The sequence below is a fragment of the Pontibacter burrus genome, assembly GCF_010686685.1.
GTDB classification, from domain to species: Bacteria; Bacteroidota; Bacteroidia; order Cytophagales; family Hymenobacteraceae; genus Pontibacter; species Pontibacter burrus.
Genome location: NZ_JAAGWD010000002.1, coordinates 153,084 through 175,707, shown reverse-complemented (window position 1 = coordinate 175,707; position 22,624 = coordinate 153,084). Strand labels below are relative to the sequence as shown.

The window sequence follows — 22,624 nt, the reverse complement described above, 5'->3', positions numbered from 1 at the left end:
AGCAAATTTGTTTAATCTGCAAATTATAAAAAGCTATGCAAATTACAGGCATGTATGCTGCACAAGTATCGCTTTAGTTTAATGTTCTGTAGTTAAGTTATCCTATAAAACAAGACAGGTGCCGCTGTGGGGCGCGGTATAAAAGAACAGCCTTTGCATGCAGCAGTTTAATTAAAAAGTTCGTGTAGGTTGATCTGGTCGAGATAGGGATCCAGGGCTTTTTTACTTATGTACCCGCGTGCCAGTGCCAGCACATTGGTTTCGGGGTTATACCACAACTCAGCCTGAAAGTTGCCTAAGTCGTAGAGTTCGATGCGGTAACCTCTGCGCCCATGGTAAGCTACAAAAGTCCCCAACTCCCAGACTATTTCGAATCGTGCTGCAATAGAATATGTATTGAACAGGGTTAGGTCCATATACCTACTATACGAGAGGGAACATAAAACAACTGCTATAAGTATATGCGTTTTTAACCCTTCCCGGTATAATACAAGCTACCTATTCTATAGTTGTGTTCTGCCCTTAAACTATAGTTCTCTTTTCCCAGGTATACCACTAAACACCCTGTGTTAATATTTACCACTTAAAGGCATTACTGTGGCAATACCTGACAACTATAGTGCTGGCACCAAGCAGCATTTCCGGCATTAGCAGTTATCTTCTTATTATACAAACCTGGTGCTGCGACTCTGTAACTGGTGCAGTAGCAGTATTCCCAGCCCAAAAAGTACTATAGCCATTACCTGGTGCAGCACGCCAAGGCTAACCGGCACAGCAAACAGCAATGTAACTATACCTGACCCTACCTGCAGAAACGTTATAAAAACCAACAATATAGCTATAGTTTTGGTAGCTGATGAGAGCTGAACCCTGCGCACTTTGAACCAGATTGCCAATACTACCACAACTACTACCATAGCAAACCAGCGATGCAGAAACTGCACAAACACACCGTTTTCCAGGAAATTGGCCCATGTGAGATGGTCGCGGAGAAAAAAAGGCAGCAATTCACCGTTCATCAGCGGATAGGTATTATAGGAAAAGCCTGCTTTCAGGCCAGCTACAAAAGCACCCAGTACAAGTTGCACCAAAAGCACGGACACAACCAGCACAGATAAGCGTTTCAGGCCGCTGCTATAGTTGCTCTCAGAAGTCTGCACGGTAACAAGGTCAGCTATAGTCCAGAGGATTGTACTGATGAGCGCAACAGCCAGTAACAGGTGCGCTGCCAGGCGGTAGTGACTCACATGCGGGTTATCTACCAGGCCACTCTTTACCATCACCCAGCCCATCAGGCCCTGTGTCATGCCCAGTAGAAGGATAAACAGTAACCTTTTCAGTAACCTGCCTGTTAGCTGCTTACTTGCCCAGAAATACAGGAACGGAACGATGAACACAACGCCTATTACCCGACCCAGTAGCCGGTGAAGGTACTCCCACCAAAAGATCTGCTTAAACCCCTCTAGCGTCATGCTATAGTTAAGTTTCTGGTATTCCGGGAACTGCTTGTACTTCTCAAAAGCAACCGCCCAGGCTGCTTCGGTAAGTGGCGGCAACGTGCCCGACAGCAGGTTCCATTCAACTATAGACAAGCCCGAACCTGTCAGCCTGGTTATGCCTCCTACTACCACCATGGCCAGTATCAGCACTATACCGCTTGCCAGCCACCACACCATGGCTTTGTTGTATGTATGTTGTTGCATTTGCTCTTGTTAAAAACAGCCCAATTTCCGGAAACTATAGTTTAGCACCTATGATGTAAATCATTGTTCCTATAGTTGCTGCACCAGTAAAACTATAGTTTGCAGCAACAGGCAAACCAAAGGCAATTGCTGATAACTGCGGCATTTCAGCACGTTTTTTGTATCTTGTGCTGCTTTAAGTCATGTGCCTATTGTGCATGGCCATACCAACAACATACTAAATATGATCAACAAAATATCCAGAACCGGGAAAGCGACGGGGTTAGCAGCCATGCTTGCGCTTGCCGGTTGCAGCACCGCACCTACACAGCAATCGCAGCAGACTACCATGGAACAGGCACAGACCGAAACCAACCCGCTCCTGAAAGAATGGACCGGACCTTACGGCGGCGTACCAGCCTTCGATAAAATGAACCTGGCCGACCTGAAACCTGCCATGGAAAAAGCAATGGCGATGAACCTGGCCGAAATTGAAGCCATTGCCAATAACCCGCAGCCTGCCACCTTTGCAAACACCATCGAGGAAATGGAAAGAGCAGGCGAAGAACTTGGCCGCGTGTTCACTTATTATGGCATCTGGGGCAGCAACGTATCTACTCCAGAGTTCAGAAAAATTCAGGCTGAATTAGCGCCTAAGATCTCTGAATTTAACTCGAAGATCTCGCAGAACGAAAAGCTTTTCCAGCGCATTAAAACCGTATACGAAAACGCACAGAAAAACCCGCTTCCGGCAGACCAGCAGCGCGTGGTGCAACTCGTGTACGAGAACTTTGCTATGGAAGGCGCTGACCTGAGCCCTGAGAAAAAGCAGCGTTACGCTGAGATCAACAAAGAGCTTTCGTCACTTTATACTGCCTTCTCGAACAACGTACTGGCCGACGAAGAAAAGTATATCGTTTACATTACCAAAGACCAGTTGGGCGGCCTGCCAGAGTCGTTTGTGAAAGCCGCTGCCAAAGCTGCTGCTGATAACGGCCAGGAAGGCAAATATGCCATCACCAACACCCGCTCCAGCATGGACCAGTTCCTGACCTACTCAGACGAGCGTGCCTTGCGTGAGAAAGTATGGAAAAACTATTACTCAAGAGGCGACAACGGCGATGCGAGTGATAACAACACCAACATTACCAAAATCCTGCAACTGCGCCGTGAGCGCGTGCAGTTGATGGGTTACGATAACTTTGCCGAGTGGCGCCTGCAAAACCGCATGGCTAAAACACCTCAGGCTGCTATGGACCTGATGCTGGCTGTTTGGCCATCTGCTATTGCCAGAGCGAAAGAGGAAGTAGCCGACATGCAGGCAATTGCTAACAAAACAAGCAAAGCTAAAATAACGATTGAGCCGTGGGATTACCGCTACTATGCCGAGAAAGTACGCCAGGCCAAATACGACCTGAACTCTGATGAGGTAAAGCAGTACCTGGAGCTGGGCAACCTGACGCAGGCTATTTTCTATACTGCCGGTGAGTTGTTCAACTTCAAGTTCACGCCGGTTCCGGAAGGTTCTGTGCCGGTTTTCCATGAGGATGTGAAAGTTTGGGAAGTGACAGACAAGACAACAGGCGCACACATTGGTCTGTGGTATCTTGATCCGTTTGCACGCCAGGGTAAGCGCTCCGGCGCATGGGCTACTACTTACCGTGCCCACACCACTTTTGATGGCAAGAAGACTGTTCTTTCTTCTAACAACTCCAACTTTGTAAAACCTGCTCCAGGCGAGCCTGTGCTGGTATCATGGGATGATGCAGAGACGTTCTTCCATGAGTTCGGCCACGCGCTGCACTTCCTGGCATCTAACGTGAAGTACCCGACACTAAACAGCGGCGTGCGTGACTATACTGAATTCCAGTCGCAGTTGCTGGAGCGCTGGTTGTCGACTGACCGTGTGATCAACCAATTCCTGAAGCACTACAAGACCGGCGAACCAATGCCGAAAGAACTGGTAGCCAAAATTGAAAAGGCTGCTACGTTTAACCAGGGCTTTGCTACGACCGAGTTCCTGGCATCTGCGCTAATGGACATGCACCTGCACCTGGCCGACCCGACCAACCTGGACCCGGACAAGTTTGAGCGCGAGACACTGACCAAACTGAACATGCCGAAGGAAATCGTGATGCGTCACCGCACACCACACTTTACGCACGTGTTCTCTGGCGAGGGTTATGCTACCGGTTACTACGGTTACCTGTGGGCTGATGTACTGACTTCGGATGCTGCCGAAGCTTTTGCAGAAGCACCAGGCGGATTCTACGACAAGCAAGTAGCTGATAAGCTGGTGAAATACCTGTTTGCTCCGCGCAACGCCATGGATCCAGCAGATGCTTACCGCAAATTCCGTGGCCGCGATGCCAAAATAGACGCGCTGATGCGTGACCGCGGTTTCCCGGTACCGACCAGTAGCTCTAAAAAGTAACAACTATAGTTACCTGAATAAAAAAGCCCTGCAGTGTGATAGCTGCAGGGCTTTTTGTTTTTAATTATATGTTCCTCACGACCGGAGCCACATTAGAGCAACACCATAATCTGTAAACACTTCATGCTCTGTTATGCCGTGCTGCTTATAGTTATGCTGTGCATTTTTAGTGAAGTCCGTATTTGTGTTGATCACACTATAGGCTTCTTCGGGCACATAAACTGCAATCTTTTCTATGCCGGAGTCTGCTACTATTTCTGTCCACTCGTTTTCTACCCAGCTTCTTTCCTCTGTGGTAATAATGTAAATTTCCTCATCATCGATCAGCCAGTTTTTCACCTTTCTGTCTTTCGAAAACTGATAAGCCCACAGAAATATTTCCTTTCTCTCCCCGAAATCAATCTGTCTTTTCCATTTTAATAAGATAAGAGATTCGGCTTCAAAGAAAGTAATGCTGACAAACTCGTTTTCCAGTACAAGTTCAGGCATCACTTTCGTATCGAATAGGTGTTCCATACCACATGTGTGTAATAGTAGTCTTTGTAAATGTACAATTTTATTTCATTTTGGCGTACCCCAGAATTTTGATTGCAGCATTTTATAGTGCGTTCCATCTCTTGCCAGCGACTCTAGGTAAGTTTTGTAATATGCATCGGCCTGTGCACGCGGGTACATTTTCCGCAACAGGCTCTCAATCACATAGTCCTCTCCTTCTAATACGGGGTCCATCAGAAAAATGTAAGTATAAGTGCCATCTTCTTCGGGGCCTGCCGGGTTCAGTACGCGGGTATGCGTAAAGGCGCGCTGCGCATTGGAGGTTAACTTACCGGAGCCTGGCCAGAAAGTCTCGTAAATAAACTTCTCGAACTGTGCCCGCTTGTCGGGTTTTTGTGGTTAACTACTACCCAAATGGTATCGCCTTCGGCAGCTGTTTTTCGTTGTAGCGTGTTTCCTGATTGGGCAAAAGCTAAGGCCGGCAAGCAAAGCAGCAACAAAAGCACCAGCTTTGCCACTGCATTTTTCTGTTTGTTTTCCATAGTTATAAATGCTTATAGTTGATGTAGAATTCTATATGAAGCTATCATAAACTATAAATAGTTATGCTATAGCAACTATGGAACTTAGTAAACAAACCCAAACGAACTGCTGACCTTATTGATCAGCCTGTAGAAGCATCGCTTTCAATTTGGCAAGCATAAATTAGTGCATAAGCCCTATCTTTACACCTGATTTAAGAAAGAGCAACTATAGATGGCATTTACCAGAATCTGCAAGCATTTTAATGACCTTACCAACACCGAACTTTACGACATGCTGCGGCTACGCAGCGAAGTATTTGTAGTAGAGCAGAACTGTGTTTTCCTGGACCAGGATGACAAAGACCAGCAATGCCACCATGTGTTGTATTACGAGGGGCAAACTATAGTTGCCTGTTCCCGTCTGGTGCCAACGGGCCTGAGTTATCCTGAAATGTCTATCGGCCGGATTGTAACCAGCATGAAAGTACGCGGTACGGGCGCAGGAAAAGAACTGGTAGCTTATTCGATAGCAGAGTGTCGCAGGCTTTTCGGAAGCGGGCCCATTAAGATCGGGGCTCAACTATACGCCGAAAAGTTTTATGAACAGTTCGGATTTGTACGGTGCAGCGATGTATACGACGAAGATGGCATTGACCACATAAAAATGCTGCTGCCCGGCGCATAACTTTTGTTCTGGTTTGCCTGTTTTATAACTATAAACTATAGTTTATTTTTCGGATGGAGATACAGGTAAAGCACGAAGAAAAATACCAGCAGTTTACAGTTGTGTTAGGCGCCGACGAAGAAGCCGAACTGGCCTACTCCCGCCCTACCGAGCAGGAAATAGATTTTACCCACACTTTCGTACCCGAATCGGCGCGCGGTAAAGGCATTGCGCAGAAGTTAATTGAACATGGCCTGTGCTTTGCCCGGGATAACGGCTATCTTGTAATTGCCTCCTGCCCAGCCGTAGCTAAGTATATCAAAAATAACCCGCAGCATCAGGATCTGTTAAAGTAAGTATTACAATCTCCTGATATTTATTATATTTAACCAGAGTTGTTCTTTCCCACTGGATAAATATGAAAAACAAGCTATTCCTGCTCCTTCCCCTCCTGCTGCTTTTGCTCAGCAGCTGCCACACCCAAACCGATGATTTTATAAGCAAACACTGCCCGGGCTCCTGCACCGTAATTAAAGGCAAACTTACCACCGACGACAGAAGCACACCGCTGGCAGGCGTAAAACTGGAAGTAAATTGGGTAACCAGAGATATATTTTCGAGTTTGTTGCGCCGCAAAGCCATTACCACCACCGATGCCAATGGTAATTTCGAGCTGCGGTTTCTGTTGCGGGAGGACGAACTCGTAAGAGACTATAACAACGGTGTTTTTGTTGTTAATGCCCAGATAGACCAGAGCAAATACCTGGGTTGCAGATTTTACGAGCACCTGCTGACCTACGACAAACTATCCCGCGATACAACCATTATTGTAAACTATAATCTGCCACACAGAGCATCTCTTTACTTACAAGCACTAAACACCAGCGCCATGAGCACAGGAGATGCTATGCTGGTAAGTGCAATATTTGATTATGGCGAAGCGGGTCCGGCCCCCAATTGCATCCCGACCGTTTCCATGGATATCCGCAACACGGAAGCAGCCATTTTAGTAGCCGCTAACCAAGATGTCATTATCCGCACTGTTCGTCGGAAAAATGGTGTTGAAACGACTACCAATGAGGTAGTAAGGTTAACTCCGGGACAGAACCTGCATCATCAGCTTTCCTTCTAAAAAATGGCTATGAGAAAATTGATCAGTACTACTTTGCTGCTAGTGTTGTGTTTTACAGCGTTCGGACAAGACGAGCAGAACTATAGTTCTACCATTCGTGTACAGTTTGGTGGCGCCATCCCTACAGGTAGTTTTAAGAGCAAAAGCTTTGACGAGGAATATCCGCCTTTTGCCATCTCAGGTCCTCTGCTACAGGTGAACTATGCCCGAACTATAAAGGATAACTGGGCAGTCGGCGGCACTTTTGCTTTAAGACGTAATCCGTTTAATTTAGATAAGTTTGCTCCGAAAGGAGATGAACTGGTGCTCCATACGGATAGCGAACCATGGCAATCGGTGTTTACCTTGGCTGACCTGTATTACCAGCACCAGGCCGGCTTAAACACTTTATATCTGAGAGGTTCTTTGGGAGTGGCTTTCAGCAGGCGGGCATCTGTAACGGTAGATACCTCGTTCGGTACGATATACCGGGCACCAGATCACGGTGTAGCGCCAGCTTACGGGTTGCACGCCGGTTTTCAGCAAAACTATAGCAGGTTTAGCATTGGCCTAGAGACAGGAGTATTCGCTACCAGACCGGTATTTGAAGTGCAGGGAAGCAACGCAACTTACAAACAAAGCATGGCCACAATCAATGCGTCAATGTTCCTGGCTTATGCTTTCTAATCTGCTTTCTCTACCGAGTGCCCGCCAAACTCGTTTCGTAAGGCTGCCACTACTTTACCCGAGAACGTATCAGCTTCATAAGAGCGGTAACGCATCAGCACAGAGAGCGCAATTACCGGTGTAGGCACCTGCATATCCAAAGCGGTTTCCAAGGTCCATTTTCCTTCGCCAGACGAATGCATGATACCTTTTATAGTTGACAAATCCGGGTCTTTATTGAAAGCGTTTTCTACCAGTTCCATCAGCCAGCTTCGCACTACCGAGCCATGGTTCCAGACACGGGCCACTTCTTTGTAATCAAGACCAAAATCACTTTTGTGCAGTACTTCGAACCCTTCTGCTATGGCCTGCATCATGCCGTATTCCACCCCGTTGTGCACCATCTTTACAAAGTGTCCGCTGCCAGGCTTGCCGGTGTACAGGTAACCGTTCTCCACCGAAATATCTTTGAAAATCTGTTCGCAATAAGCAAAGGCAGCGGGGTCGCCGCCAACCATGGTACAGGCACCATTGCGGGCGCCGCTTAACCCGCCGCTTGTGCCGCAATCCAGAAAGTAAAGTTGCTTGACCTTGAGGTTTTCTGCTCTAACTATAGAATCCTTATAGTTTGAGTTGCCACCGTCTATGATTATGTCGTTTGGAGCCAGATTAGGAAGCAGTTGTTTGATCACGGCATCTACTGGGTCGCCGGCTGGCACCATGATCCAGATAACTTTGCGCCCGGTTAACTTTTCTGCTACCTGAGGTATGGTATAGGCTGTTTTAATTCCTTCCGTTGCAGCCTGGTCTAGTGTTTCCGGATTAATGTCGTAGGCTACTACTTCATGCTGGTGGTCGCGCAGGTTCAGGGCCAGGTTATAGCCCATTTTCCCTAATCCAATCAGTCCTATCTGCATACTTCCTTCAATTTAAATTAAACTATAGTTTCCAGGCCAAAACGACTCCTCATGCTTACTGCCAATTGTGTGCTATGGTTCCTCTTCGGTGTTACCCAGTTCCTGAAATGTGCTTTGCAGCTTCGGGTACAGCGCTTCGAAAATGCGGTATTGCTGCTGGTAACGGTTGTGGTTGTCGGGATGTGGTGCGTAGGTTCTGGCAACGGTAACCAGGCTGGCGGCATCTTCCAGTTTCTCTATTCTGCCCAGCGCAAACAAGCCAAGTATTGCGGCCCCAAAGGCTGACCCGTCATAGGTTTCGGCAAGGTGAACTTCTTTGTTAAAAACATCTGCCAGCAACTGCACCCAGAACGGCGAGCGCGCAAAACCACCATTTGCATAAACTTTGCTGATCGGACCAGTCACCTGCTCCAGCGCATTGGCCACACTATAGAGGTTATAAGTAATGCCTTCCAGCACGGCCCGTATAAAATGCGCCCGACTATGGTTTAGTTGCATGCCTATAAAACAGGCACGTGCGCCTGCATCCCATACCGGTGCCCGCTCCCCCAGCAGATAAGGCAGAAATAGCAGGCCATCAGCTCCCGCAGGCACAGTGGAAGCTTGCTGGCATAACAGCTCATACAGATCTGCCTGCTCCATTTTGGCAGCCACCGCTTCGGAACTATAGAACGTATCGCGGAACCATTGCAACACCACACCTCCGTTATTTACAGCTCCGCCCAGCACATAATAATCAGGCAATAACACATAACTGAAGAGACGCTGCTGCAGGTCGGTTACCGGTTTCCGGGCCATTACCCGCACGGCGCCGCTCGTACCAATTGTTACGGCAACGTGCCCGTCGGCCAGCGCATTGGCCCCCAGATTAGCCAGGCAGCCATCGTTTGCGCCAACTATAAAAGGCGTGTTTTCTGGCAGGTTGAGTTGGCTGGCTACAGTAGCTTCTGGCTTATAATTGCTGTAAGTTGCCGGAACGGGCCTGGAAAGTTGAGCTGGAGTAATACTTGCCAGGTCGAGCGAATCATTATGCCAGTCCAGATCGAAGATATTGAACAGCCCCGTTGCCGAGGCCACCGAATGATCCACCACAAACTCGCCGAATAGCTTATACCACACATATTCTTTTATGCCGATAAACATCGCGGCTTTTGCAAACAACTCCGGTTGCTGCTCCCGCAACCAGATCAGCTTCGGCAAAACAGACATCGGGTGCTGCGGTGTACCAGTGTGCAGGTAAATGCTGTGCCCGGTCGTGCTCTGCTTCAGCTGCTCTGCCTGTTTTTTGCTGCGCGTATCGGCCCAGATAATGCAGTTAGTTAACAGGTTATAATTGGCATCAAGCACAATTAAACTATGCATGGCACTGCTGAAACTTACCCCGATCAAACTATAGTTTGCCTGCTGCAACTTCTGAACTATAGTTCGTAAGGTCTGCAGCACTGCCTTGTAAACTAGGTCAGGGTCCTGCTCTGCAAAACCGGGTTGCTTACTATAGATCGGGTACTCCACCGATGTCTGGAAAAGCAGCCTCCCGGCCGTGCTGAATGCTACTGCTTTGGTGCTGGTAGTGCCAATATCTACGCCAACTATAGTTTCGTGCTGCATGTTACCCTGTCTACGCAGTTAGGCTCCTAAGTTTACTTCTGGCCATTGGCAAAAAAAATATTTACCGGCGCTTTACTTTTTTAATTTATGATCGTAAAATTACGATGAATATGAACCAACTATGGGAGCAACTAAAACAAAAGAATTTACTGAAACTGAGATTATCCTTGCAACCTATGCCAAAGCCCTGGGGCACCCTGCCCGTGTGGCAATACTGCGCATTTTACTGGAGCGCAAAGCCTGTATCTGCGGCGATATAGTGGACGAGCTGCCGCTGTCGCAGTCAACGGTTTCGCAGCATTTAAAAGAGCTGAAAGAAGCCGGCCTGATAAAAGGCGATATTGATGGCAAAAAGGTATGCTACTGTATTGATGAGAAAGCCTGGAAACATGCACAACTCCTGATGCAGCAACTGTTTGCCAGCTATACCACCTGTAACACTAGTTGCTGTTAAAAAATTTGACTTAACCAATCGTAAAATACCGATAATCTTAAGCTTACATCATATGAAAAATGCAGAAGAGTTAAAAAATCTTGTAAAAGATAAATACAGCGAGATTGCGCTGCAGAGCAAGGAACAGAATGAAGCCTCGTGCTGCGGCGCCACCGGCTGTAGCACCGTAGACTACGCCATTTTTGCTGACAACTATAGCGAACTGGAAGGTTACAACCCCGATGCTGACCTGGGACTGGGCTGTGGCGTACCAACTGAGTTTGCACAGATCAGGAAAGGCGATACCGTGCTGGACCTTGGCTCCGGTGCTGGCAACGACTGCTTTGTGGCACGCGCCCTGGTAGGCGAAGGCGGCAAGGTTATTGGCGTGGACATGACTGAGGCTATGATTTCAAAAGCTCGTGAGAATGCCGACAAGTTGAATTTTAACAATGTGGAGTTCAGACAAGGCGAAATAGAAGCGCTTCCCCTGGCTGCCAACCGTGTGGATGTGGTGATAAGTAACTGCGTATTGAACCTGGTACCGGATAAGAAAAAAGCTTTTGCCGAAACGTACCGCGTGTTGAAGCCGGGCGGTCATTTCAGCATATCGGATGTGGTGCTGATCGGGGAACTGCCTGCCGACCTGGTAAATGCTGCCGAAATGTATGCCGGTTGTGTTTCGGGTGCCATTCAGAAAGAGGAATACCTGAACATTATCCGGGAGGCGGGCTTTGTGAACGTGACAATACAGAAAGAAAAGGCCATACAGGTACCCGACGAGATCCTGCAAGATTACCTGGACACCGATGGCATTATGCAGTTCCGCGAAAGCAACATCGGCATTTACAGCATTACTGTTTATGGCGATAAGCCAGAAGAAGCGGCTAACTGCTGCACTCCCGGCTCAGGTTGTTGTTAGGCTTTCCTCAACTTTTGCTGGCGCGAGCTTGTAGCTCGTGTTCCTATCAAGATTAAGTTTTTTTGTAGGCGCGAGCACAAGCTCGCGCCTACAAAAAAACACTTTTCATACCACACTACTCACCTAACATGCAACACTGCGCACCCGCTTATAACCGTAAAAGGCTGAGCTTTCTGGACCGTTACCTTACCTTATGGATTTTCCTAGCCATGCTTATTGGAGTAGGCTTAGGCTATTTTATACCAGATAGTTCCGGTTACATTAATTCCCTTTCCAGTGGCACGACCAATATCCCCATTGCCATTGGCCTGATTCTGATGATGTACCCGCCGCTAGCTAAAGTAAACTATAGGTTGTTGCCTAAAGTGTTCCAAAATGTAAAAGTGATCGGGTTATCGCTTTTGCTAAACTGGGTGATCGGTCCACTGCTGATGTTTGTGCTGGCTATCACGTTTCTGCACGACCACCCCGAGTACATGACCGGCCTTATCCTGATCGGGTTGGCGCGCTGTATTGCCATGGTGCTTGTCTGGAACGACCTGGCTGACGGCAGCCGCGAATATGCAGCTGGCCTGGTAGCTCTGAGCAGCATTTTTCAGGTGTTCCTCTATAGTTTCTATGCCTGGTTGTTCATTACCAAACTGCCGCCCTTGTTTGGTTTCAGCGGAGCTATAGTTGATATTTCCATTGCAACTATAGCCGAGAGCGTCGCTATTTATCTAGGCATCCCGTTTCTGTTGGGCATTTTAAGCCGCGTTGTACTTGTACCTCTGAAAGGTCAGGAGTGGTATCAGGATAAATTTTTACCGGCCATTTCCCCTCTTACACTCATCTCATTGCTGTTTACCATTCTGGTAATGTTCAGTTTAAAAGGTGAGCTGATTGTAACGATACCGTTTGATGTGTTGCGCATTGCGGTGCCACTGGTACTATACTTTGCAATTATGTTTCTGGTCAGTTTTATAGTTGGTAAGGCCGCAGGCGCCGATTATCGTCAGAATGCTTCGGTGGCGTTTACGGCCGCGGGCAATAACTTTGAACTAGCCATTGCGGTGGCTATTGCCGTGTTTGGCCTTAACTCAGGCGAAGCTTTTGCCGGTGTGGTGGGGCCGCTGGTAGAAGTACCTGCCCTGATCGCTTTAGTTAATGTATCCTTTTGGCTGCGTCGCAAACTATACACCAACAAACTCACCAAAAAAGCAGCATGAGCTTACTTCCCGAACTCGCCCGAACCGCAAAAGCCCTTGAAACTACTTTTGCAGAAATCCCTGCTGAAAGAAAACAACAGCTGCATCGCCTTAGCAACTATATCAGTCAAAAAAGGGCAGCCAGCCAAACTATAAACTTGGTTTTTATCTGCACCCATAACTCGCGGCGCAGCCACATGGCGCAACTATGGGCACAGGCTGCCGCCGCTTACTATAACATCCGGCATGTTCATACTTTTTCTGGCGGCACAGAAGCAACAGCCTTTTACCCGGCTGCGGTTGAGGCCATGCAGGAACTGGGTTTCGAAATAAAAAAAGAAGCTGCTGAGGCCAACCCAAGGTACATGGTAAAGTTTGCCGATGATGCAGATGGCATAACAGTATGGTCAAAAAGGTTTGACGATGCTGCCAACCCAACTGCTGATTTTGCAGCTATTATGACCTGCTCCGATGCTGATCAGAATTGCCCCTTCGTGCCGGGAGCGGAACAGCGAATTGCCCTCACCTACACCGACCCAAAGCTTTCGGACAATACTGCACACCAGTTACAGATATACAAAGAAAGAGCCCTGCAGATTGGCCGAGAAATGCTGTTTGCCTTTTCTGAAGTAACGCGATAGGTTTTAACGCTCTATCCGCTCAAGGTCTTCCGGGTTGCCTGATCTGAAAGTAGCAACTGCCTCGGAGCCGGCATAAAGCGTAAGAATACGGCCTGAAATACGAAAAGAATCTACACGCTCCAGCATGCGCAGAAACTTGGTTTCCTGTTCCATGTTCTGGCACATCATGCGGGTTGAGCCTACGTTACTGAAGCGGAGAGAGCTGCCGTTTAATTCGTACTTGCCAAAGATCGTATTGCAACCTGCATTGCCTTTCAGGTCCCGCTCATTTTCCTGTAGTCTGATAAAGGCAGCATCAGTATCATTAGGCGCCTGCGGGCTCTCCCCTTCCAAAGAAAGCAACATCCAGTAAATATCAACTATAGTATCGTCTTCGGTGGCAGGCTCAGTAGGGGCTGCGGTCTTACAACCTGCAACTACTCCCAGTAAACCAAGCAGGCCAATTACAGCCCAGAGGTAAATTCTTTTCATCGTTAAAAGTATTTTGCTTGAATAATTTTAGAGCGCCCATTTTATTACAGGCGCTCTAAAATTACGATTTATAACCCGAAAGTTTGTTGCCCATACCCCCCGATCGGAGACGAGGCGGAATAATTAGGTCCTGAACGGCTGCTGCGGCGCTCACGGCTGCTATAGCGGTTGCCATCGCGGTCGGAATGGTCGCTCACATACGCTCTGTTAGATGAATAAAGTCCGGTTGCATAACTGTCGCGGTGTGGCCTGCTATCCTCAATTCGTCCGCTATAGCGGTAATCTTCCCGGTTATCATCAAAATCCCAGTCGTTGCGGGGGTTATAGTTGCGTCTGTAGTTATTTGCTTCCGCGTCCCGGTCAGAATCGCCGCGGTCGTGATGGATGTCTGTTAACTCATGACCATATTTGTAGCCTTCGTCGCGGCCATAGTCGGAGTAGCGTCTGCCGTGGCCTGTATTCTGATAGCTGTTTTCCTGGCGTGCATAACGGCGGTTGCCTGCAACATCGTAGTTGCTGCTAAAAGGCTGGCTGCGGCTATAGTTATCATCGCCGCGGTAGTCGTTTGTGCTATGGTCGTACTGACCGGTATAGCCGTGGCTTTGCATAAAATGACTATCATCGCCATAGCGGTAATGGTCGTCGCGGTTGCGGTGTATATCGTTATAGTTGCCCGCTCCGTAGCCGCTTGAAGGTCCATTGCTGAAGTCGTTAAAATCGGCACGCTGCTGCATGTTTACGTTTCTGTAAGCATCCATATCTTGCATGCCATAGTAGTGGCCACGATTGCCGTAACGTTCGCTGTACCTATCCTGGTTGCTCGCTCCGTAATTGTCGAACTGATTGTTGTAATTTCGGTCGTAATAATGCTCGTTTCTTTCCATAGCTTCTATATAATTGGTTACACATTCTTTATAAACGAACTACAGCCGCCAGTGTTAATCCAAACAAGAAATTATGAGACTATAGGCAGTTGATTTACTCCGCTTGAGCTGCAAACTATAGTTGTAAAATACTGAAACGCTATCAACTTTCAGGTTTCGTCACTTTGTTCATCACTTAGTCGACAAGATAGGTGGGTTCATCTATTTTGTTGGCAGAAGTAAAAACGATGCTATACTTTCATAGAAATCTTTCGGAACAACTATGAAAAAACTAATCACCTCGGTAGCCCTACTATGTCTTCTGGCCATTGCGCCACTGGCCGAAGCTGCCAAAACACCAGAACTAACCTATACCGTCAACCTGCACGACCGCGCCGACGACCGTTTTAAAGTTACCCTGCATGTAAAAGGGTTAAAGTCGGATAATAACGTGTTTCAGTTTGCAGCCACTGCGCCCGGCACCTACCAAACGATGGACATAGGCCGTTTTGTAGAAAATTTCAAAGCTTACGATAAAAAGGGTCGTGAAATAGAAGCTACTCAGATCAGCACAAACCAGTGGCAGCTTAGCAACCCTGAAAAAGTGCGCCGGATAACCTACAGCATAGCCGAAACTTTTGATACCCCGGTTGATAAAGACCAGATATACGCTATGTGCGGCACTTCGCTGGAGCAGGACCACGCGCTTATAAATGGCCAGGCTGTATTTGGTTACCTGAAAGGCTTGCAGGCTGCCCCTATGCGCATTAAATTAGAGTACCCGCAACAATGGCAGGTTGGCACTGCTTTAAACACCGACAAAAAAGGATATTACACGGCCAAAAGCTACGACCATGTAGTAGACTCCCCTATTATGGCCGGTGAACTTACCAAAGCCAGCACCAACTATAACGGCACCACCATCGATATCTATACTTACTCTAAAACGGGTAAAATAAAGTCGCAGGACCTGATGGCGAACATGACAACCATGCTGGAGTCGGCGCATAAGTTTGTGGTTGATTTCCCGGTAGACCGCTATACGTTTCTGTACCATTTTGAAGACCAAGACTGGGGCGCATGGGAGCACTCTTATAGTTCAGGTTACGTAATGCAGGAAAAAGACCTGACACCGCAGTATGCCAAGCAGCTAACCGATATTGCCGCGCACGAGTTCTTCCACATCATCACGCCGCTAAACATCCACAGCGAAATTATAAGCCAGTTCAACTTCGAGAAACCAACGCCATCGCAGCACCTGTGGCTTTATGAAGGAACTACCGAGTGGGCGTCGCATATTATGCAACTGCGCAGCGGCCAGAAACCCTTACCGACTTATTTAGCTGACATCAGGCAGAAACTGCTGATTGATGACCAACTGGACAAGAGCTATAGTTTGCAGAAACTGGCACTTACTTCTTACACACCCGAAGGCCACAAGCAATACTTCAACATCTACAACCGTGGCGCGTTGGTAGCTACCCTACTGGACATCCGCTTACTGGAATTATCGGGTGGCAAAAGAGGCCTGCGCGAAGTGATCAATGAACTTTCCAAAGAATATGGCCCTGATAAGGCTTTCCCGGAAAACGAATTCTTCGACATCTTCTCGGCTAGAACCTACCCTGAAATAGCTGATTTCATGAACAGTTACATTAAGAATGCAGAACCTTTACCAGTTGCTTCTTACTTCGGAAAACTGGGCATTAACTACCAAGCTGCCATCAGTACAGGTAATAAAGTGAAAAGCCTGGGCTATGCTATTGGTGCGCCGGGCGGTGTGCTTTCTTTTACACAGGTAGACGTTGAAATGCAGAAAGCCGGTTTGCAGGCCGGTGATGAGATCATCGCTTTGGATGGCACCCCAGTATCGTTGGGCAATGCAAACCAGGTACTTCCTAAGTTAGGCACCCTGCAAATTGGCGACTCATATACTTTTACTATAAAGCGCAATAGCGAGCAAAAAGATATCTTCTGCAAAATACTAAGCCAGGATGAGGTAAAGAAGCATATGTTTGAAGTGAACGAGCAAGCCACTCCACAGCAACTTGCCCTCCGCGAAGCCTGGATGAAAAACTTATAGATTGTTTGTTTGACCAAACGAAGCTCCTGTTACACCCGTAATCAGGAGCTTTTATTTTTTGTCTGAACCGCAGATTAAGGAGGATTTGATGGATTTTTGGGATTGGGTTGTTTGCTATAGTTGGAGTTTCACCCCTCCCCAATATTCCCCTTTTTGTCGAGGGTCCCTACCCCAAAACAGGGAAAGGAGCTTAGCTATAGTTCTATAGTTACTGTAATCTAACTACTGTAATCCAACCGCCCCTGCCTTGTTTTTTACCTCACCCCAGCCCTCTCCTAAGAACAGAAAAGGGAGCTTTGATGGTGCTATAGTTAGAGTTATAGTTTTATAGTTGTAGCCGGTCATCCCCCTTCTCCCTTCAAAGGGGACTTTAAGCTGTTGCTCTATAGTTAGAGTTATAGTTCTATAGTTGGCAATTAACCCACCCCTACCCCTCCCAAGAGGGGAATCCTGCCTTTGCTATAGTTGAGACTATAGTGTTATAGTTCTAGACCACCAACAGGCAGGCGCAGCCTGCCCTAAGGAACTACTACCACGGAATAGCCAAGAACTATAGCTCATCAAGCTATGAACAAACTATAGCTATCGAGTGATTGCAGTCTTTGGGTTGAGCGCCTTTGACTTGTTGCGGTGCCGCTAGGCAACCCGAGGCACGAGGGTACCAAGAAGGCAGCAGCGCGATGCCCGAAGACGAGGCCTCGCGGCCGTGAGCGCACCAAAGCAAAATTGAAACGATTGGTGAATAGAGCTCCCAGGACCAGTAGTTGCTATGAAACGAACTGCTTGTGTCAAGTAGTGACTATAGTTAACTATAGAACGATGACTTCAATTATAGTTTGCGATAGATTTCTCGCTTAGGCTCGAAATGACAATGTAGGTAACTAAAGCGCATACAAGATCATCCTACTAACGCTCAAAAGGAAACAACCCTTCAACTATAAAACACAAATACATCCCTGCAAAAGCTTGTATTTATAACAGCGAAATTTATAACTTCATTGGCAGGTTTTTTTCATCCCAATCACCACCTGCTTGAGATTTGCAACGTAAAAGCCGAAACTGCTGACTTAAAAATCCTTTAACCTTACGCAAAACTATGGAAATTGCCCTTGTGCTCTCACTTCTGGTAATAGCTATAGTTATGTTCGCTACGGAAAAGGTATCCATTGAAATTGTTACCTTACTTATCCTGATCGTACTGGCAAGTGTGCGCATCATTTCGCCGGAAGAAGCATTTGCCGGGTTCAGCAGCGATTTCATTATCATCATAGCCTCCATCTTCATTATCAGTGCGGCTCTGGAAGAAACCGGCATACTGGACTTTGCAGTAGTACGAATGGCGGAGCTGGCTAAAAAAAGCAAATCGCTGCTGCTTTTTGTGGTAATGTTCACTACTGGTATCGTTTCGGGTTTTATGAACAATACAACCGTTACGGCCATGTTCATTACGCCTGTGGTCAGCCTTACAAAACGCATCAATATTTCGGCATCCAAGTTACTAATGCCGCTGGCTTATGCAGCTATACTGGGCGGCACCTGCACCCTGATCGGAACGTCTACAAACGTAGCTGTAAGCGGGTATGTAGCGAAACAAGGCTTAGAGCCAATCAGTCTTTTCGAAATAACCCCTATTGGCCTCGTTATTTTCCTGGTCGGGATCCTTTATATGATGACCATAGGGCAACGCATGCTCCCCAACAATACAGACCAGGAACTGACAGAAGAATATAAACTGCAGAAATACCTGACTGAGATCATCGTAATGCCCGATTCGCCCCTGATCGGTCAGCTGGTTTTTGCATCTGATCTCACGGCCCTGCACTTCCGGATACTGAATGTTATCCGCGGCAAAGAAAACTTCCTGCCTGATTTCCGGACCCGCATAGAGGAAAACGACGTGCTACTGGTAGAAGGTGACATGGATAACCTGATGAAGGTGAAGGAAACCAAGGGTATCGAGATTATGGCCGATGTGATTCTGGAAAAAGACCTGCAGACAGAAGACATTCGTCTGGCCGAGCTTATGATTCCGCGGCAATCCAACCTGATCAACAAAACGGTAAAAGAAGTAAACTTTCTGCAACGCTTCGGGCTGGTAGTAATAGCCATTTCACGGCATGGCGAAACGCTGCGCACCAAAATAGGAAGCATAAACCTGCAACTGGGCGATGTATTGCTGGTACAGGGAGCAGCACAACGGCTAAACCAGTTGCGATCGTCGGGAAATGTGGCCCTGCTGGATGAGTTTGAACCACTGTTGTTTAAGAAAAGGAAAGGCACTGTCGTAATAGTCAGTTTCCTGCTGGCTATACTGGCAGGTACAACCAACGTTCTGCCACTTTCTATTGCGTTTCTGCTAGCAGCTATGGTCTGTATCCTGTTCCGTTGCATCAGTTCGGAGCGTGCTTACAGTGCCATAGACTGGCGACTGCTTATACTGATAGGCGGCATGACAGCATTTGGTACAGCCATGGAAAACTCCGGCGCAGCCGATTTCCTGGCGAAAGGTATAATTGATATGATGGGGCCGATGGGAAAACTGGCGGTGCTGGCTGGCTTTGTAGTACTTACGGTGCTGTTAACCCAACCTATGTCTAATGCAGCGGCGGCGCTTGTAATTGTGCCGGTGGCGCTGCGGGCAGCAACAGAAATGGGCGCCGACCCCAGGTCTTTTGCTATTGCCATTATGCTGGCTGCGTCGGTGTCGTTGGTTACGCCTTTCGAGCCGGCCTGTATTCTGGTTTATAGCCCGGGTAAATACCGTTTCAGCGACTTCATTAAAATAGGCTCACCGCTAACAGCCATCCTCATTATCGTTATTCTTATGCTGGTGCCGGTTTTCTGGCCAATGTAACAGCAGAGGGCGCAATACAGTACCAATAGCTGTAACTATAGTTTGCGCCATGATAAAAATATGCCTGCCTGTTATGTTTGTGCTTGTGATGGTTGGCTGCGGCCCTAAAAACGAAGAGGTAACGACAGAGCAGATCGAAACCGCACCTCAATCCGAAGTACTGGACTCTGTAACTGATGCCCGCAAAGACGGAGTACTTACCGATGAAGTAGCAGACTCTCCGGCCCTGCTACAAGCCGATAGTATGCCCTGAGACTATTTAGACGAATCGTTAATTCAGAAAGGCCTGTGTCTCCTGCTTAATATCCTCTCGGGTAAGGCCATCTTTTACGCCCAGCGTTATTTTCCGTACCAGCACACCTACCACCGACTTCTTAAACCCGAGCCGCTCGGCCATGTGCATACAGAAGTCCATTTCATTTTCATCAACTATACCGTCGGCCAGCATCATTTCCACCAAGTCGTATAGTTGGTCAAAACGCTCTGAGTCGTTGCTGGGCAGCTGTGGTTTTACACGGTCCGTGCCGGCCAGCAGGTCCTTTACTTCGCTGGCACGCATGCCGTGCCGGGTGCCGATCGAGATAATGAAATTAATCTCAGCAGGATCCAGGTGCCCGTCTATTTTGGCAAGTGCGCCAAGGTTTGTCAGGTGGCTTTTTAACCTTTTTGTTTCTTCGCTCTCAAATAAACCAAACATTGGTTACCTTACTTTATATTGAAATTCATTTAGTCTTAAACACAAAGCTCAATACAGATTTACCTTATGTTATGTTACGGGCCATTCGCTGCTATAGATGGCAGTAAAGCTTGTCGCTAATACATACGGTTTTCTATATTTAAGAGATATTCTTTTGTATAATTTTTTAATTCTGCCGGTTTAGCGATACATCTTGTTAAATTTCAGGTATAAGTTATATTAAGCAAAAAAGATAAGCCCAAAAATTACATGAATAAAATAGCAGTTTTTACATCCGGCGGCGACTCTCCTGGTATGAACGCCTGCATACGCGCAGTAGTACGATCAGCAATTTATAATGGCATAGAAGTATACGGCATACGGCGTGGCTTTAACGGAATGATAAACGGCGATATTTTCAGAATGGAATCTTCCTCAGTAAGTAATATCATTCAGCGTGGTGGCACTATACTTAAATCAGCGCGCTCTAAAGAGTTTACCACCAAAGAAGGTCGCCAAAAAGCATACGACAACCTTAAAGCACATAATATAGACGGCCTGGTAGCTATAGGGGGCGATGGTACCTTTACAGGTGCCAATATTTTTTACCAGGAATTTGGCGTACCAACTATAGGCGCACCCGGAACTATAGACAACGACCTGTATGGCACCGACTATACCATTGGCTACGATACGGCTGTAAACACCGCCATAAATGCCATTGATAAGATACGGGACACGGCAGACAGCCACGAACGCGTGTTTTTTATAGAAGTAATGGGGCGCGACTCAGGTTATATTGCCATACCATGTGCCGTAGGCGGTGGCGCCGAGATTGTAATGATCCCCGAGACCAAAACCAGTATAAAGAATGTGGTAGAAACGCTGCAAACAGGCTGGAGCCGCTCCAAAACATCGTTTGTAGTAGTAATTGCCGAAGGCGACGAAGAAGGAACCGCTGTAGAGATTGCGGCTAAAGTTCAGAAAGAAATTCCGCGGATGGATGCACGTGTTACCATATTGGGCCACGTACAACGTGGTGGTTCACCTTCAGCCGCTGACCGCATGTTGGCCAGCCAACTGGGTATTGCCTGTGTAGATGGTTTGCTGCAGGGGCGCGCCTGCGAAATGGCCGGCATCGTAAATTCCCAACTCGTTTATACGCCTTTCATCGACACAATCACCAAAGAAAAAGCCATCAACCCCAGCTTCAGCCAAATGATCAGCATACTCTCAGTTTAAGAGTTTTGGAGTTTGAGAGTTGGGGAGTTTAGAAGTTGGGAAGTTAGAAAGTTAGAAAGTTGTTTTTCTTCCTGGTTTTTAAGATCATCTCCTACATCTAAGTCTTAAACTCTCTAACTCCTAGGCTCCTAGACTATAGTTTCGTCAATAAACCGGATGATATCGGGTAATTGCTGTGGGTGGAACCATGTGTATTCGTCGGGGTGCTTGGTAAACCAGGTTAGCTGGCGTTTTGCATAGCGGCGGCTGTTTCGTTTTAGCAGCCGCACGGCTTCATCCCAGTCGTACTTTCCTTCCAGGTAATCGAAAATCTCTTTATAGCCTACTGTCTGCAGCGCATTATGCTGCCGGTACGGGTAAAGGGCTTTTGCCTCCTCCAGCAACCCCTGCTCCAACATCAGATCCATGCGCTGGTCTATGCGGTTATAGAGTTCCTGCCTGTCACGGGTAAGGCCTATTTTAATGATGCGAAAAGGCCGTTCGACCCGCTCGCTTTTCCTGAAAGATGAGTAAGGCTGACCAGAGGATAACGATACTTCCAGTGCACGAATCACCCGCTGCTGGTTTGCCTTATCAACCTGGCTATAGTATACTGGATCTACCTCCTTCAGCTTTTGGAGAAGTGCCTCAAGTCCTTCTGTCTGTAGAATGTGAGTTAGTTGTTCGCGTATAGTTGGCTCTGTTTCCGGCATTTCGTCCATGCCTTCGCACAGCGCCCGCACATACAATCCGGAACCGCCCGTAACTATAGCTACATCATGTTTTTGGTAAAGCTGTTCCAGCAGTTGCAGGGCCTCCTGCTCAAATGCGCCGGCGTTATACTCTTCGGTAATACTATGCGAGTCTACAAAATGGTGCGGTATTCCCTGTTGTTCCTCCTGCGTTGGTTTTGCAGTTCCGATGCTCATCTCCCGGTAAAACTGCCTGGAGTCTGCTGATATTATTTCTGTTTTGTAATGGGTGGCCAGGTTCACACAAAGATCAGTTTTACCTACAGCTGTAGGCCCTACCACTACAATCAGGTTTTTTGTACGTATATTTTCTGGCTGTTGCTGCATGCTGGTGACTACTATAATTTTGCTGCCGCTCAGGCTTTGCCGGCAGAACGGAAGACAGTAAATTGTTGTTTGTTTTGTAAAATTATCTCTAAA

24 protein-coding genes are annotated in these 22,624 nt (G+C 47.4%); 13 read left to right on the top strand and 11 right to left on the bottom strand.

What is annotated here, in order from left to right; all coding sequences use genetic code 11:
- Positions 1–167 precede the first annotated feature (167 nt).
- Both GXP69_RS05430 and GXP69_RS05425 read right to left on the bottom strand, forming a co-directional pair.
- Entirely contained in the window at positions 168–416 is a 249-nt protein-coding gene (locus GXP69_RS05430) for a hypothetical protein (protein WP_163913243.1), read from the bottom strand.
- A gap of 249 nt (positions 417–665) precedes the next feature.
- Positions 666–1,703, bottom strand: a complete 1,038-nt coding sequence (locus GXP69_RS05425; protein WP_163913241.1) for a COX15/CtaA family protein — start codon at positions 1,701–1,703, stop codon at positions 666–668.
- 223 nt (positions 1,704–1,926) lie between these two features.
- On the opposite strand from GXP69_RS05425, the gene GXP69_RS05420 reads away from it, so the two are divergent.
- A complete protein-coding gene (locus tag GXP69_RS05420; RefSeq protein ID WP_163913239.1) occupies positions 1,927–4,116 on the top strand; it encodes a M3 family metallopeptidase in 2,190 nt (729 codons plus the stop codon).
- A 75-nt stretch (positions 4,117–4,191) separates the two neighbouring features.
- On the opposite strand, the gene GXP69_RS05415 is transcribed toward GXP69_RS05420, so the two are convergent.
- The 3 genes from GXP69_RS05415 to GXP69_RS05405 all read right to left on the bottom strand — a co-directional run bounded on the left by GXP69_RS05415 (position 4,192) and on the right by GXP69_RS05405 (position 5,153).
- Entirely contained in the window at positions 4,192–4,632 is a 441-nt protein-coding gene (locus GXP69_RS05415) for a hypothetical protein (protein WP_163913237.1), read from the bottom strand.
- A gap of 45 nt (positions 4,633–4,677) precedes the next feature.
- Positions 4,678–4,845 carry a hypothetical protein gene (locus tag GXP69_RS05410; protein WP_163913235.1) on the bottom strand — a complete coding sequence of 56 codons (168 nt, stop codon included), beginning with the start codon at positions 4,843–4,845 and terminating at the stop codon, positions 4,678–4,680.
- Between the two features lie 89 nt (positions 4,846–4,934).
- Entirely contained in the window at positions 4,935–5,153 is a 219-nt protein-coding gene (locus tag GXP69_RS05405; protein WP_163913233.1) for a hypothetical protein, read from the bottom strand.
- Positions 5,154–5,367: 214 nt separating this feature from the next.
- Here GXP69_RS05405 and GXP69_RS05400 point away from each other — a divergent pair, with 214 nt between their 5' ends.
- From GXP69_RS05400 to GXP69_RS05385, 4 genes are all read left to right on the top strand, one after another.
- Positions 5,368–5,820 (top strand): GNAT family N-acetyltransferase, encoded by a 453-nt coding sequence (locus tag GXP69_RS05400; protein WP_163913231.1) that lies wholly within the window; start codon positions 5,368–5,370, stop codon positions 5,818–5,820.
- Positions 5,821–5,873: 53 nt separating this feature from the next.
- Complete coding sequence (locus GXP69_RS05395; RefSeq protein ID WP_163913229.1) at positions 5,874–6,155, top strand: GNAT family N-acetyltransferase; 282 nt, start codon at positions 5,874–5,876, stop codon at positions 6,153–6,155.
- Positions 6,156–6,217: 62 nt separating this feature from the next.
- Positions 6,218–6,931, top strand: coding sequence for a hypothetical protein (locus GXP69_RS05390; RefSeq protein ID WP_163913227.1), 714 nt, complete (start codon positions 6,218–6,220; stop codon positions 6,929–6,931).
- Positions 6,932–6,940: 9 nt separating this feature from the next.
- Complete coding sequence (locus GXP69_RS05385) at positions 6,941–7,597, top strand: hypothetical protein (protein WP_163913225.1); 657 nt, start codon at positions 6,941–6,943, stop codon at positions 7,595–7,597.
- Here GXP69_RS05385 and gnd read toward each other — a convergent pair.
- Both gnd and GXP69_RS05375 read right to left on the bottom strand, forming a co-directional pair.
- A complete protein-coding gene (gene gnd / locus GXP69_RS05380; RefSeq protein ID WP_163913224.1) occupies positions 7,594–8,493 on the bottom strand; it encodes a phosphogluconate dehydrogenase (NAD(+)-dependent, decarboxylating) in 900 nt (299 codons plus the stop codon). The genes GXP69_RS05385 and gnd overlap by 4 nt on opposite strands.
- Positions 8,494–8,565: 72 nt before the next feature.
- Complete coding sequence (locus GXP69_RS05375; protein WP_163913222.1) at positions 8,566–10,101, bottom strand: gluconokinase; 1,536 nt, start codon at positions 10,099–10,101, stop codon at positions 8,566–8,568.
- Positions 10,102–10,222: 121 nt separating this feature from the next.
- Between GXP69_RS05375 and GXP69_RS05370 the strand changes: the two genes are divergently transcribed.
- The 4 genes from GXP69_RS05370 to GXP69_RS05355 all read left to right on the top strand — a co-directional run bounded on the left by GXP69_RS05370 (position 10,223) and on the right by GXP69_RS05355 (position 13,284).
- Positions 10,223–10,555 carry an ArsR/SmtB family transcription factor gene (locus GXP69_RS05370; RefSeq protein WP_163913220.1) on the top strand — a complete coding sequence of 111 codons (333 nt, stop codon included), beginning with the start codon at positions 10,223–10,225 and terminating at the stop codon, positions 10,553–10,555.
- Between the two features lie 52 nt (positions 10,556–10,607).
- Positions 10,608–11,456 carry an arsenite methyltransferase gene (locus GXP69_RS05365; protein WP_163913218.1) on the top strand — a complete coding sequence of 283 codons (849 nt, stop codon included), beginning with the start codon at positions 10,608–10,610 and terminating at the stop codon, positions 11,454–11,456.
- Positions 11,457–11,584: 128 nt separating this feature from the next.
- Positions 11,585–12,664, top strand: a complete 1,080-nt coding sequence (gene arsB / locus GXP69_RS05360; RefSeq protein WP_163913216.1) for an ACR3 family arsenite efflux transporter — start codon at positions 11,585–11,587, stop codon at positions 12,662–12,664.
- Entirely contained in the window at positions 12,661–13,284 is a 624-nt protein-coding gene (locus GXP69_RS05355) for a low molecular weight phosphatase family protein (protein WP_163913214.1), read from the top strand. The genes arsB and GXP69_RS05355 overlap by 4 nt, the downstream gene beginning before the upstream one ends.
- Positions 13,285–13,287: 3 nt before the next feature.
- Here the strand turns inward: GXP69_RS05355 and GXP69_RS05350 are convergent, their stop codons facing one another.
- Both GXP69_RS05350 and GXP69_RS05345 read right to left on the bottom strand, forming a co-directional pair.
- Positions 13,288–13,755: an META domain-containing protein gene (locus GXP69_RS05350; protein WP_163913211.1), complete on the bottom strand. Its 468-nt coding sequence runs from the start codon at positions 13,753–13,755 to the stop codon at positions 13,288–13,290.
- Between the two features lie 68 nt (positions 13,756–13,823).
- Positions 13,824–14,639 carry a hypothetical protein gene (locus GXP69_RS05345; protein ID WP_163913209.1) on the bottom strand — a complete coding sequence of 272 codons (816 nt, stop codon included), beginning with the start codon at positions 14,637–14,639 and terminating at the stop codon, positions 13,824–13,826.
- A gap of 262 nt (positions 14,640–14,901) precedes the next feature.
- On the opposite strand from GXP69_RS05345, the gene GXP69_RS05340 reads away from it, so the two are divergent.
- The 3 genes from GXP69_RS05340 to GXP69_RS05330 all read left to right on the top strand — a co-directional run bounded on the left by GXP69_RS05340 (position 14,902) and on the right by GXP69_RS05330 (position 19,808).
- Positions 14,902–16,701, top strand: a complete 1,800-nt coding sequence (locus GXP69_RS05340; protein ID WP_163913207.1) for a M61 family metallopeptidase — start codon at positions 14,902–14,904, stop codon at positions 16,699–16,701.
- 1,096 nt (positions 16,702–17,797) lie between these two features.
- Positions 17,798–19,555 (top strand): SLC13 family permease, encoded by a 1,758-nt coding sequence (locus tag GXP69_RS05335; RefSeq protein WP_163913205.1) that lies wholly within the window; start codon positions 17,798–17,800, stop codon positions 19,553–19,555.
- 49 nt (positions 19,556–19,604) lie between these two features.
- A complete protein-coding gene (locus GXP69_RS05330) occupies positions 19,605–19,808 on the top strand; it encodes a hypothetical protein (protein WP_163913203.1) in 204 nt (67 codons plus the stop codon).
- Between the two features lie 18 nt (positions 19,809–19,826).
- Here GXP69_RS05330 and GXP69_RS05325 read toward each other — a convergent pair whose 3' ends face one another.
- Positions 19,827–20,252, bottom strand: coding sequence for a tellurite resistance TerB family protein (locus GXP69_RS05325; RefSeq protein WP_163913201.1), 426 nt, complete (start codon positions 20,250–20,252; stop codon positions 19,827–19,829).
- A gap of 249 nt (positions 20,253–20,501) precedes the next feature.
- On the opposite strand from GXP69_RS05325, the gene pfkA reads away from it, so the two are divergent.
- Positions 20,502–21,473, top strand: a complete 972-nt coding sequence (gene pfkA / locus GXP69_RS05320) for a 6-phosphofructokinase (RefSeq protein WP_163913199.1) — start codon at positions 20,502–20,504, stop codon at positions 21,471–21,473.
- Positions 21,474–21,601: 128 nt separating this feature from the next.
- Here the strand turns inward: pfkA and miaA are convergent, their stop codons facing one another.
- Positions 21,602–22,531, bottom strand: coding sequence for a tRNA (adenosine(37)-N6)-dimethylallyltransferase MiaA (gene miaA / locus GXP69_RS05315; RefSeq protein ID WP_163913197.1), 930 nt, complete (start codon positions 22,529–22,531; stop codon positions 21,602–21,604).
- Positions 22,532–22,624: the final 93 nt, after the last annotated feature.

Bases quoted from the DNA above. Each gene is read 5' to 3' on its own strand.
- GXP69_RS05430 (WP_163913243.1), bottom strand. From the start codon at position 416: ATGGACCTAACCCTGTTCAATACATATTCTATTGCAGCACGATTCGAA.
- GXP69_RS05425 (WP_163913241.1), bottom strand. From the start codon at position 1,703: ATGCAACAACATACATACAACAAAGCCATGGTGTGGTGGCTGGCAAGC.
- GXP69_RS05420 (WP_163913239.1), top strand. From the start codon at position 1,927: ATGATCAACAAAATATCCAGAACCGGGAAAGCGACGGGGTTAGCAGCC.
- GXP69_RS05415 (WP_163913237.1), bottom strand. From the start codon at position 4,632: ATGGAACACCTATTCGATACGAAAGTGATGCCTGAACTTGTACTGGAA.
- GXP69_RS05410 (WP_163913235.1), bottom strand. From the start codon at position 4,845: ATGGACCCCGTATTAGAAGGAGAGGACTATGTGATTGAGAGCCTGTTG.
- GXP69_RS05405 (WP_163913233.1), bottom strand. From the start codon at position 5,153: ATGGAAAACAAACAGAAAAATGCAGTGGCAAAGCTGGTGCTTTTGTTG.
- GXP69_RS05400 (WP_163913231.1), top strand. From the start codon at position 5,368: ATGGCATTTACCAGAATCTGCAAGCATTTTAATGACCTTACCAACACC.
- GXP69_RS05395 (WP_163913229.1), top strand. From the start codon at position 5,874: ATGGAGATACAGGTAAAGCACGAAGAAAAATACCAGCAGTTTACAGTT.
- GXP69_RS05390 (WP_163913227.1), top strand. From the start codon at position 6,218: ATGAAAAACAAGCTATTCCTGCTCCTTCCCCTCCTGCTGCTTTTGCTC.
- GXP69_RS05385 (WP_163913225.1), top strand. From the start codon at position 6,941: ATGAGAAAATTGATCAGTACTACTTTGCTGCTAGTGTTGTGTTTTACA.
- gnd (WP_163913224.1), bottom strand. From the start codon at position 8,493: ATGCAGATAGGACTGATTGGATTAGGGAAAATGGGCTATAACCTGGCC.
- GXP69_RS05375 (WP_163913222.1), bottom strand. From the start codon at position 10,101: ATGCAGCACGAAACTATAGTTGGCGTAGATATTGGCACTACCAGCACC.
- GXP69_RS05370 (WP_163913220.1), top strand. From the start codon at position 10,223: ATGGGAGCAACTAAAACAAAAGAATTTACTGAAACTGAGATTATCCTT.
- GXP69_RS05365 (WP_163913218.1), top strand. From the start codon at position 10,608: ATGAAAAATGCAGAAGAGTTAAAAAATCTTGTAAAAGATAAATACAGC.
- arsB (WP_163913216.1), top strand. From the start codon at position 11,585: ATGCAACACTGCGCACCCGCTTATAACCGTAAAAGGCTGAGCTTTCTG.
- GXP69_RS05355 (WP_163913214.1), top strand. From the start codon at position 12,661: ATGAGCTTACTTCCCGAACTCGCCCGAACCGCAAAAGCCCTTGAAACT.
- GXP69_RS05350 (WP_163913211.1), bottom strand. From the start codon at position 13,755: ATGAAAAGAATTTACCTCTGGGCTGTAATTGGCCTGCTTGGTTTACTG.
- GXP69_RS05345 (WP_163913209.1), bottom strand. From the start codon at position 14,639: ATGGAAAGAAACGAGCATTATTACGACCGAAATTACAACAATCAGTTC.
- GXP69_RS05340 (WP_163913207.1), top strand. From the start codon at position 14,902: ATGAAAAAACTAATCACCTCGGTAGCCCTACTATGTCTTCTGGCCATT.
- GXP69_RS05335 (WP_163913205.1), top strand. From the start codon at position 17,798: ATGGAAATTGCCCTTGTGCTCTCACTTCTGGTAATAGCTATAGTTATG.
- GXP69_RS05330 (WP_163913203.1), top strand. From the start codon at position 19,605: ATGATAAAAATATGCCTGCCTGTTATGTTTGTGCTTGTGATGGTTGGC.
- GXP69_RS05325 (WP_163913201.1), bottom strand. From the start codon at position 20,252: ATGTTTGGTTTATTTGAGAGCGAAGAAACAAAAAGGTTAAAAAGCCAC.
- pfkA (WP_163913199.1), top strand. From the start codon at position 20,502: ATGAATAAAATAGCAGTTTTTACATCCGGCGGCGACTCTCCTGGTATG.
- miaA (WP_163913197.1), bottom strand. From the start codon at position 22,531: ATGCAGCAACAGCCAGAAAATATACGTACAAAAAACCTGATTGTAGTG.